Annotated in this window: 12 protein-coding genes; all 12 read left to right on the top strand. The window is 68.4% G+C overall.

Going from position 1 to position 9,170, the window contains the following annotated elements:
* Nucleotides 1-7 precede the first annotated feature (7 nt).
* Nucleotides 8-871 (top strand): branched-chain amino acid ABC transporter permease, encoded by an 864-nt coding sequence (locus QN206_12230; protein MDR7615573.1) that lies wholly within the window; start codon nucleotides 8-10, stop codon nucleotides 869-871.
* A 7-nt stretch (nucleotides 872-878) separates the two neighbouring features.
* Nucleotides 879-1,898: a branched-chain amino acid ABC transporter permease gene (locus QN206_12235; protein MDR7615574.1), complete on the top strand. Its 1,020-nt coding sequence runs from the start codon at nucleotides 879-881 to the stop codon at nucleotides 1,896-1,898.
* Nucleotides 1,895-2,644, top strand: coding sequence for an ABC transporter ATP-binding protein (locus QN206_12240; GenBank protein MDR7615575.1), 750 nt, complete (start codon nucleotides 1,895-1,897; stop codon nucleotides 2,642-2,644). The genes QN206_12235 and QN206_12240 overlap by 4 nt, the downstream gene beginning before the upstream one ends.
* Nucleotides 2,641-3,369 carry an ABC transporter ATP-binding protein gene (locus QN206_12245; protein MDR7615576.1) on the top strand — a complete coding sequence of 243 codons (729 nt, stop codon included), beginning with the start codon at nucleotides 2,641-2,643 and terminating at the stop codon, nucleotides 3,367-3,369. The genes QN206_12240 and QN206_12245 overlap by 4 nt, the downstream gene beginning before the upstream one ends.
* 15 nt (nucleotides 3,370-3,384) lie before the next feature.
* On the top strand, nucleotides 3,385-4,137 hold the full coding sequence (locus QN206_12250) for a cyclase family protein (GenBank protein MDR7615577.1): 753 nt from the start codon (nucleotides 3,385-3,387) through the stop codon (nucleotides 4,135-4,137).
* 19 nt (nucleotides 4,138-4,156) lie between these two features.
* Nucleotides 4,157-4,345, top strand: a complete 189-nt coding sequence (locus QN206_12255) for a 4-oxalocrotonate tautomerase family protein (protein ID MDR7615578.1) — start codon at nucleotides 4,157-4,159, stop codon at nucleotides 4,343-4,345.
* Nucleotides 4,346-4,363: 18 nt separating this feature from the next.
* Nucleotides 4,364-5,137 (top strand): SDR family NAD(P)-dependent oxidoreductase, encoded by a 774-nt coding sequence (locus tag QN206_12260; protein ID MDR7615579.1) that lies wholly within the window; start codon nucleotides 4,364-4,366, stop codon nucleotides 5,135-5,137.
* A 10-nt stretch (nucleotides 5,138-5,147) separates the two neighbouring features.
* Nucleotides 5,148-6,425, top strand: coding sequence for a histidinol dehydrogenase (gene hisD, locus QN206_12265; GenBank protein MDR7615580.1), 1,278 nt, complete (start codon nucleotides 5,148-5,150; stop codon nucleotides 6,423-6,425).
* A 20-nt stretch (nucleotides 6,426-6,445) separates the two neighbouring features.
* Nucleotides 6,446-6,886: a VOC family protein gene (locus QN206_12270; protein ID MDR7615581.1), complete on the top strand. Its 441-nt coding sequence runs from the start codon at nucleotides 6,446-6,448 to the stop codon at nucleotides 6,884-6,886.
* A gap of 6 nt (nucleotides 6,887-6,892) precedes the next feature.
* On the top strand, nucleotides 6,893-8,122 hold the full coding sequence (locus tag QN206_12275; GenBank protein ID MDR7615582.1) for a pyridine nucleotide-disulfide oxidoreductase: 1,230 nt from the start codon (nucleotides 6,893-6,895) through the stop codon (nucleotides 8,120-8,122).
* A complete protein-coding gene (locus tag QN206_12280) occupies nucleotides 8,119-8,946 on the top strand; it encodes a VOC family protein (GenBank protein MDR7615583.1) in 828 nt (275 codons plus the stop codon). The genes QN206_12275 and QN206_12280 overlap by 4 nt, the downstream gene beginning before the upstream one ends.
* A gap of 72 nt (nucleotides 8,947-9,018) precedes the next feature.
* Nucleotides 9,019-9,170: flavin reductase (locus QN206_12285; GenBank protein MDR7615584.1), on the top strand; the 152-nt coding region annotated here is incomplete at its 3' end.

Raw genomic sequence — 9,170 nt, forward strand, 5'->3', positions numbered from 1 at the left:
GGTCCGCATGAGCGCGCAGGCCCTGTTGCTGCAACTCGTGACGGGGGTGGTGGTGGGCGCCATCTGGGTCATCGTGGCCATCGGGCTCTCCTTGATCTTCGGGATCCTGCGCATCGTGAACTTCGCCCATGGGGCCTTCTACATGCTCGGGGCGTACCTCGCCGCCTTCGCCGTAAGCTGGACCGGGCACTTCTGGCTGGCGCTCCTCGTGGCCCCGTTGAGCATGGCGGCCCTGGGCGTGCTGGTGGAGCGGGGCCTCGTCGGCCGCCTCTACGGCCGGGGCCTCGTGTACAGCGTGCTGGCCACCTACGCGGTCTCCCTGGTGATCATCGAGGGCGTCAAGATCCTGTGGGGGACCGTCGGTCCTCAATTCCGGGTGCCCGCGGAGCTGGCGGGCATGGTGAACCTGGGGTTCAGCTTCTTCCCCAAATACCGCCTGTTCGTGCTCCTGGCGACCGCCCTGACGGTGCTGGGGGTATGGTGGTGGCTGTACCGGACGCCCATGGGGCTCTTCATCCGGGCCGCGAGCCAGGACCCCCTCATGACGCAGGCCCTGGGAGTGGACATCGCCCGAGTGCTCGCGGGTGCCTTCGGCGCGGGGGTCGCGCTCGCGGGGTTGGGCGGAGCCCTGGCAGGTCCCCTGCGGGGGGTCTTCCCGGAGATGGGACTCGATATCCTCGTGGAGTCCTTCGTGGTGGTGGTCATCGGGGGAATGGGGAGCCTATTGGGCGCGGTGGTGGCGGGACTTCTGGTGGGATTGGTTCAGAGCTTCACCTTCCTGTGGGCCCCGGTCTTCGCCCACGTGGTCCTCTTCCTCCTCATGATCGCCACCCTGCTGGTTCGGCCGCAGGGTCTGTTCGGTACGGAGTGAGGGGGGCATGGAGCTGAAGATTCCCTCTCAACTCCTCACGTCCCGCGGACCCCTGCAGGCGATGTCCTTCCCGGCGGCCCTGGCGGCTTTCCTCCTCCTCCTCCCCGTGGTGCTCCCCTACGAGGCCCTGGCCGCGCAGATCCTCGTGTACACGCTGTTCAGCCTGGGCTACAACCTGCTCTTCGGATACACGGGGCTGCTGTCCTTCGGGCATGCAGCCTTCTTCGGAATGGGAAGCTACACCGCGGGGTTGCTGGCCCGGGAGATCACCGCGAACGTGCTCTGGACCCTGCCCGCCGCCATCGGAGTGGGAGCGGTGGGGGGAGCGGTGGTGGGGTTCTTCTGCCTGCGTCGGCGGGGAGATTACTTCTCCCTCATGACCCTGGCCTTCGGGCAGCTCCTGTACTTCATCGCGCACCAGTGGCGGGAGGTCACGGGCGGCGACGACGGTCTGCGGGGGATCCCCGTGGCCCACGTGCAGGTGGGGCCGTGGGCGTACGCGCTGGAGAGCTCCCGGGACGTCTACGTCCTCCTGGCACTGCTGACCTTCGGGGCGTTCCTGGGGTTCCGGAGGTTGCTCCGTTCCCCCTTCGGCACCGCCCTGCAGGCCATCCGGGAAAACGAGCTCCGGGCGGAGGCGGTGGGGTACGACACCTTCCGTCTGAAGTTGTGGGCCTTCGTCCTCTCCGCAGCCATGAGCAGCGCCGCGGGGGCCCTCAACGTGTACCTCCTGAAGTTCGCGGGACTCAACAGCCTGCACTGGACCACTTCCGGCTATGCGGTCCTGATCACCATCCTGGGAGGCGCGGGGACGCTGCTGGGCCCCCTCGTGGGGGCCCTGGCCTTCGTGGGGCTGCAGGACGTCCTGAGCGCTCTGCCCGCCATCGTGGATCGGTGGCCGTTTTTCGTGGGATTGCTCTTTATCGTGTGCGTCCTGGTGTTCCCGCACGGCATCTGGGGCACGGTGGAGCAGCTGCAGGCCCGCTTCCGGAGGCATGCGCCTGCCCTCGGGAGTTCGGAAGGATGAGGGGACCGGTGCTGGTCACGGAGGGCTTAAGCCGGCGGTTCGGATCCCTGGCCGCGGTGGACGAGGTGAACCTGGCCCTGCAGCCCGGGGAGATCCGGGGAATCATCGGGCCGAACGGGGCCGGCAAGAGCACCCTCCTGCGGCTGCTGGCCGGGGAGATCCGGCCGAGCGCCGGGAGGATCCTGTACCGGGGCCAGGACGTGACCGGCCGGCCCATGTACGACCTGGCGCGCCGGGGCATCGTGAAATCCTTCCAGATCACACAGGTGTTTCCGAACCTCTCGTGCCTGGAGAACGTTCGGGTGGTGGTCCAGGGTCCAGGCCGGGCATGGAACTTCTGGCAGCGGGTGGACCTGGACCGGCCCACCCTGGAGCGGGCGGAGGCCCTGCTGGCCCGGGTCGGGCTCTACGGGAAGCGGGACCTTCCAGCCCATGCGCTCTCCCACGGGGAACAGCGGCACCTGGAGATGGCCATGGCCCTCGCCATGGATCCTGAGGTCCTGCTGCTGGACGAACCGACCGCGGGCATGAGCGGGGAGGAGATTCAGAGGACCATGAAACTGCTGCAGGAGATCGCGCGGGAGCGGACCGTGGTCATCGTAGAACACAAGATGCCCGTGATCATGAATCTGTGTCAGCGGATCACCGTGCTCCACTTCGGGCGCATCCTGGCGGAGGGGACTCCGGAGGAGATCCAGGCTTCGGAAGAGGTCCAGGCGGTGTACCTGGGAAAGGTCAGGGGATGAGTCGGGACGCTTTACGGCTGGAGGACGTCCACTCGTACTACGGGAAGAGCCATGTGCTCCAGGGGGTCTCCCTGGAGGTGGCGGAGGGGGAGTTCGTGGCCCTGGTGGGGCGGAACGGAGCCGGCAAGTCCACCATCCTCAAGAGCATTATGGGCATCGTGCCCCCGCGGGCCGGACGGGTGCTGCTGGAGGGGCAGGAGATCACGGGTTTCCCGCCCCAGGAGGTGTCCCGGCGCGGGATCGCGTGGGTGCCCGAGGAGCGTCGGGTGCTCCCCGAGCTCACCGTGGAGGAGAACCTGTGGCTCGCGCTGCACGCCGCGGGCGTGAAGGGACGGGAGGCAAGCGCGCGTCTGGAGGACGTTTTCTCCCTGTTCCCAAGGCTCCGGGAGCGGCTGCGTCAGAAGGGTCGGACCCTCTCGGGCGGAGAGCAACAGATGCTCGCCATCGCCCGGGCGCTCGTGGTGCGTCCCAAGGTCATGCTGGTGGACGAGCCCACCCAGGGGTTGATGCCCCGTCTGGTGAGCGCGCTGGCGGAGGTGCTGCGGGAGATCCACGCCCGCGGGGTGACGGTGGTGCTGGTGGAACAGATGGTCACCGTGGCCATGGAGCTCGCGCAGCGGATCTACATCGTGGATCAGGGAAGGGTGCGACTCTGCACCACCCCGGAGGGCATCCAGGAGGACCCGCAACTCGTTCAGGCCTTCCTGGGGGTTTCCGGAATCTAGGCACGGGAGGGGCACATGGAGGAATACCGGGACCACGTGGTGGTGGAGCTCTTCGGCAAACGGATTCACGTCCTGGACCTTTCCCGGGAGATCGGCCCGCACATCCCCGTGTATCCCGGCCACATGCGGGTGGCGACGTGGTGGCACCTGACCCACGAGGACGTCCGACGGTTGCGACTGCCTCCGGATTCCCCCTTCGGGGGATATGGGGTGTTCGGAATCGCCATGTGCGATCACGTGTCCACCCATCTGGACGCGGTGTATCACTTCAATCCCGAGCGGCCGGAGAAGACCGTTGACCGGGTTCCCCTTACCCAGCTCATCACCCCCGGGGTCTGGATCGACGTGAGCTGGGTGCCGCCCCGGCAGCATATCCGACTTGCGGACGTGCAGCGGGCCCTGCGGGAGGCGAATGTGGAGCTCCGGGCGGGCGTCACCCTCCTGTACTACACGGGAGCCGCGAGGCACTGGGAAGACCCCTACCGCTTCCTGACGGAGTACCCGGGCCTGGACGAGGAGGCAAGCCGCTGGATCCTGGACCAGGGGGTGGTGAACGTGTGCACGGACGCTCCCAGCACGGACAACCCCGCGGATCTGAGCTATCCCAACCATCGGGTGCACGGGGAGCGGGAGGTCATCCACACGGAGATCGTGAACAACATCGAACGCATCCCCCGACACGATGGGTTCTACGTCATGTTCCTGCCCTTACGGTTCGTGGGCCTGTCGGGTTCCCCGGTTCGAGCCCTGGCCCTCTGGGAAGAATAAACCGATAGGGAAGGAGGGGATGGAGATGCCCTTGATCCGCGTGAGCTCGTTCCCGCAGTCCAAGGAGACCCGCAAGGCCCTGGCGGAGGAGATCACGGAGGTGGTCCACCGCCACACCCAGATCCCCAGGGAGTACATCTGGGTGATCTTCGACCCCGTCCCTCAGGAGAACTGGGCGGTGGCGGGCCGCCTGGTCTCGGAGCAGTGAACGGAGTACACCGCGAAGGTGGAGCCGAGAGGGACCGGACGGTTCTCCCTGGAGGATAAACGGGCCCTGGTGACGGGCGCGAGCCGGGGGCTCGGGGAGGCCATCGCGGTGGGCCTCGCGGAGGCAGGGGCTCACGTGGCGGTGGCCGGCCGCAGCCGGCCTGACCTCGAGCGGGTCGCTCGGCGCATCCAGGATCTGGGTCGGAGAGCGGTGGTGGTGCAGGCGGATGTCACCAGGGTCCAGGATGCTCAGCGGATGGTGGAGGAGGCGGAGGAACGGCTGGGCCCTCTGCACATCCTCGTGAACAACGCGGGGGTCAACCTCCCGCGCCCCGCCCTGGAGGTCACGGAGGAGGAGTGGGACCTGGTGCTGAACACAAACCTCAAGGGCCTGTTCTTCGTCGCCCAGGCCGCGGGCCGACGGATGGTCGAGCGGCGTTACGGCCGCATCGTGAACATGGCCTCCCAGATGGGGTTCGTGGGATTCTACTTCCGCGCGGCCTACTGCGCCAGCAAGGCAGGGGTCGTGAACCTGACCCGGGTCCTGGCCGTGGAATGGGCCCCCTACGGCGTGACGGTGAACGCGGTGGCCCCCACCTTCGTGGAGACCCCCATGACCCGGGGCATGCTGGAGGATCCCTGGTTCCGGGAAGAGGTCCTGCGCCGCATCCCCCTGAGGCGTCTGGCGGACCCTCAGGACGTGGTGGATGCGGTTCGGTATCTCGCCTCGGACGCCGCGGCCATGGTCACAGGACACACGCTCCTGGTGGACGGAGGTTGGGTCGCCTGGTGAGGAGGGGATTGTGCGGGAGTACCTGAAGCGCGCTTCTCCGAAGGTGGAGGGGGATCGGCGCGCGGTCGAGGAGACGGTGCGCGGGATCCTGGAGGACGTGCGGCGGCGGGGGGAAGAGGCCGTGCGGGAATACTCCCGGCGGTTCGACGGGTGGGATCCTCCCCGGTTCCGGGTGACGGAGGAGGAGATCGAGCGGGCCTGCCGGTCTCTGCCCGCGGCGCTGCTGGAGGACATCAGGTTCGCCGCGGAACAGGTGCGCTCCTTCGCCCGGTTGCAGCGGGAGACCCTGGGCCCTCTCGAGGTGGAGGTCCGGCCCGGCGTGATCCTGGGCCACCGGCACATCCCCGTGGCCTCCGTGGGGTGCTACGTGCCGGGCGGGCGCTACCCCCTCATCGCATCGGCCATCATGAGCATCGTCACCGCCAGAGCGGCCGGGGTCGAGCGGGTCGTGGCATGTGCCCCCCCGCGGGGGGAGGGCATCTATCCGGCCACCCTGGTGGCCATGGCGGTGGCGGGGGCGGACGAGATCTACTGCCTGGGAGGCGTGCAGGCCCTCGCGGCCATGGCCTACGGGATCCCGGAGATCCGGCCCGTGGACATGATCGTGGGACCCGGCAACGCATATGTGGTGGAGGCAAAGCGGCAGCTGTTCGGAACCGTGGGGGTGGATCTCCTCGCGGGTCCCACGGAGATCCTCATCATCGCGGACGATGGTGCGGATCCCCACGTGGTGGCCGCAGACCTCCTGGGGCAGGCGGAGCACGGCCCGGACTCCCCCGCGGTTCTCGTGACCACGAGCCGAGACCTCGGGGTGCGGGTGCTGGAAGAGGTGGAGCGGTTCATCCCCCACCTGCCCACCCACGAGATCGTCCGGGCAGCGTGGCGGGATCGGGGGGAGGTGATCTGGGTGGACTCCGAGGAGGAGGCAGTGGCGGTGGCGGACGAGTACGCGCCGGAGCACCTGGAGGTCCAGACCAGGAACCCCTCGTGGTATCTGGAGCGGCTGCGGAACTACGGTACCCTCTTTCTGGGCGAGGAGTCCACGGTGGTCTATTCCGACAAGGCCATCGGGACCAACCACATCCTGCCCACGGGCCGGGCGGCCCGGTTCACGGGGGGGCTTTGGGTGGGGAAGTTCCTGAAAACGGTGACTTACCAGCGCCTGAGCCGGGAGGGGAGCGTGGAGGTGGCCCGGCGGGCCGCGAGCATCTCGGAGGCGGAGGGGATGATGGCCCACGCGTACACGGCCCGGTTGAGGATGGAGCGGTACGGGAGGTCCGTTTCCTGAGACGAGGGGGGAGGGACACGGTGGACATCCGGTCGTTGCAGCATTGCAGCCTTGTGGTGCGGGACCTTGAGCGCTCCCGGTGGTTCTACGGGAAGGTCCTGGGACTGGAGGAGGTCCCACGGCCGTCCACGTTCACCTTCCGGGGCGCCTGGTTCCGGCGGCAAAACGCGGAGGTGCACCTGATCTTGGCGGAGGACACCACGGCCCCGCCCGGCTTTCCGGAGGCGGGAAGCGCGAAGCGCACGGGCCTTGCCACCCACTTCGCCTTCGAGGTCGCGGACCTCGAGGCGGCCCGGGAGGAGCTCCTCCGGGCCGGGATTCCCATCCTGGGAGGTCCCATGCCGCGGGGCGATGGGGTGATGCAGCTCTACATCCAGGACCCGGACGGGTACCTGATCGAGCTCTTCCAGCGGACCCCTGAGGGAACAGGAGGGCCGGAGCGGGGAGCGGTCAGGGAGTGAAGGACCGTGCTCCGAAGGCCACTCCGGGTCGTGATCGCGGGCGGATCCCTCGGCGGTCTGAATGCGGGGTTGTGGCTTCGCTCCGTCGGCTGTGAGGTCACCATTTACGAGCGGTCCTCGCACCTCCTGGAGGGCCGGGGGGTGGGAATCGTCCTGCATCCGGCCACCGTCCGGTACCTGATGGACCACGGGATGAGACTTTCTTCGTTGGCGGCCGCGGTCCGGAAGCTGCGGTACCTGGATCGCGGCGGTGCGGTGGCCCACGAGGCGCCCTGCCGCTACTGGTTCGCCTCGTACTCCTCCCTGTACCGCGCCTACCTGGGATTCTTCGGGCGGGAGGGGTACCGCTTGGGGTGCGAGGTCTGCGCCCAGGAAGAACAGGAAGCGGGGGTCAGGATCCGGCTCGCGGACGGGACCGAGAAAACCGCGGATCTCCTCGTGTGGGCGGACGGCATCCGATCCACGGGCCGTGAATGGATCGCCCCGGGAGTTTCCTTAGAGTACGCGGGATACCTGGCCTGGCGGGGGACGGTGGGCAGGCAAGAGATCTCCCCGAGCACCTTCGCGTGGCTTTCGGAGTCCATCACGTACTTCCTCCTGCAGCCCGGTCATGCCCTGGCTTACCCCATCGTGCAGCCGGACGAGGGAGGGGGAGGGGGAAGCCGGATCAACTGGGTGTGGTACTGGAACGTGGATCCCACGCACCTGGACGCCTTCATGACGGATCGGGAGGGGGTCCGGCAGCCCGTCTCGGTTCCCCCGGGGAGCGTTCGGGAGGATCTGGTCCATCGGCTGCGGGAACGGGCCCGGGACGAACTTCCCCCGCAGCTGGCGGAGGTGGTCGTCAGTACCCCCCGTCCCTTCCTCCAGCTGATCGGGGATGTGGAGATCCACCGGATGGCTTCCCGGCGGACGTGTCTGGTGGGGGATGCGGCCTTCGTGGCCCGGCCCCACATCGCGGCAGGCACTGCGAAGGCGGCAGAGGATGCGTGGCAGCTCAGCCAGGCCCTGGTCCGGTGCGGAGGAGACGTGGAGGCGGCTTTGCGGCTTTGGGAACCCCGGCAGCGGGAACTGGGCGCTCTGGTGGTGGCCCGGGCGCGGGAGGTGGGCCGACGGATGCAGGTGGAGGGGACCTGGCCCGTGGGGGCTCCCCTGCCCTACGGTCTGTACAGGCCTGGGGACAGCGAGTTCGAAGAAAGCGGGGAGGGCGAGGCCGGAGAGGAGAGGGGAGCATGAGCGCGTGGCGGTTCTCCCCGGTGACCCGGCTGGTGGGGCTGGTGTTCGGGAGCCCGGACCCTTCTCGGCAGGTGCGGTTCTACCGCACGGTGCTGGGCCTGGGCGCCCTCGGGCCGGATCGGGTGGCGGCAGGTCCTGAACCCTGCTTTCTGGAGTTCCGGCCTGCTCCGGAGCCAGCCCTCCTGTGGACGGTGTACGAGGTGGAGGATTTGCGGGAGGCCCGGGACCGCCTGGAGATGGCAGGTGTTCCCTACGAGGAGACCCCGGAGGGGCTGGCGGTGGAGGACGTGGAGGGACGTCGCCTGCTGCTCCAGGCCGTCCGGGGTGTTCCGGATCCGGCTCCCCTGGCCTACCCGGGACCCTATCTTCAGCACGTGACCTACACCACCCGGGATCCCGTGGCGGTGGCGGAGTGGTACGAGCGGGCCTTGGGCTTCCGGGTGTCGGACTGGCAAGCCCGCAACTTCGTGTGGCTCCGCTGTGGTCCCCCCCACCACGTGATGGCCGCGGTCCGCGGTCCGGACGTGGGCCTGGACCACTATGCCTTCGAGGTGGCCAGCTGGGAGGACATGAAGCGGTGGGCGGATCACCTCGCGACCCGCGGGATCCCCCTCATCTGGGGTCCCGGCCGCCACGGGCCCGGCAACAACCTCTTCCTGTTCTTCCAGGACCCGGACCGGAACCGGGTGGAGTTCTCCGCGGAGCTGGAGCGGTTCTACGACGACCGGGCCCACTACCCGCCCCGGGAGTGGCCGGACAGCCGGTGGGCGGCCAATCAGTGGGGACCCCAACCGGACTGGCGGAGACTGGAGGAAGATCCCTAGGCGCGTCCGGAGCGTGACGTGGGGTGTAGACCGAACGTGGTAAGCTGACAAAAGTACGCAGAGGAACGGTGGATGGATGCGCCCACCTTCCGTCGGATCATGGGGGAGTTCGCCACGGGGGTGACGGTGCTGGCCGCGAGGGCAGGGGAAGTACTCCACGGCATGACCGCCAACGCCTTCACCTCCGTCTCCCTGCACCCTCCCCTTGTGCTCGTGTGCGTGGC

The organism is Armatimonadota bacterium (genome assembly GCA_031460175.1).
Classification (GTDB): domain Bacteria; phylum Sysuimicrobiota; class Sysuimicrobiia; order Sysuimicrobiales; family Sysuimicrobiaceae; genus Sysuimicrobium; species Sysuimicrobium tengchongense.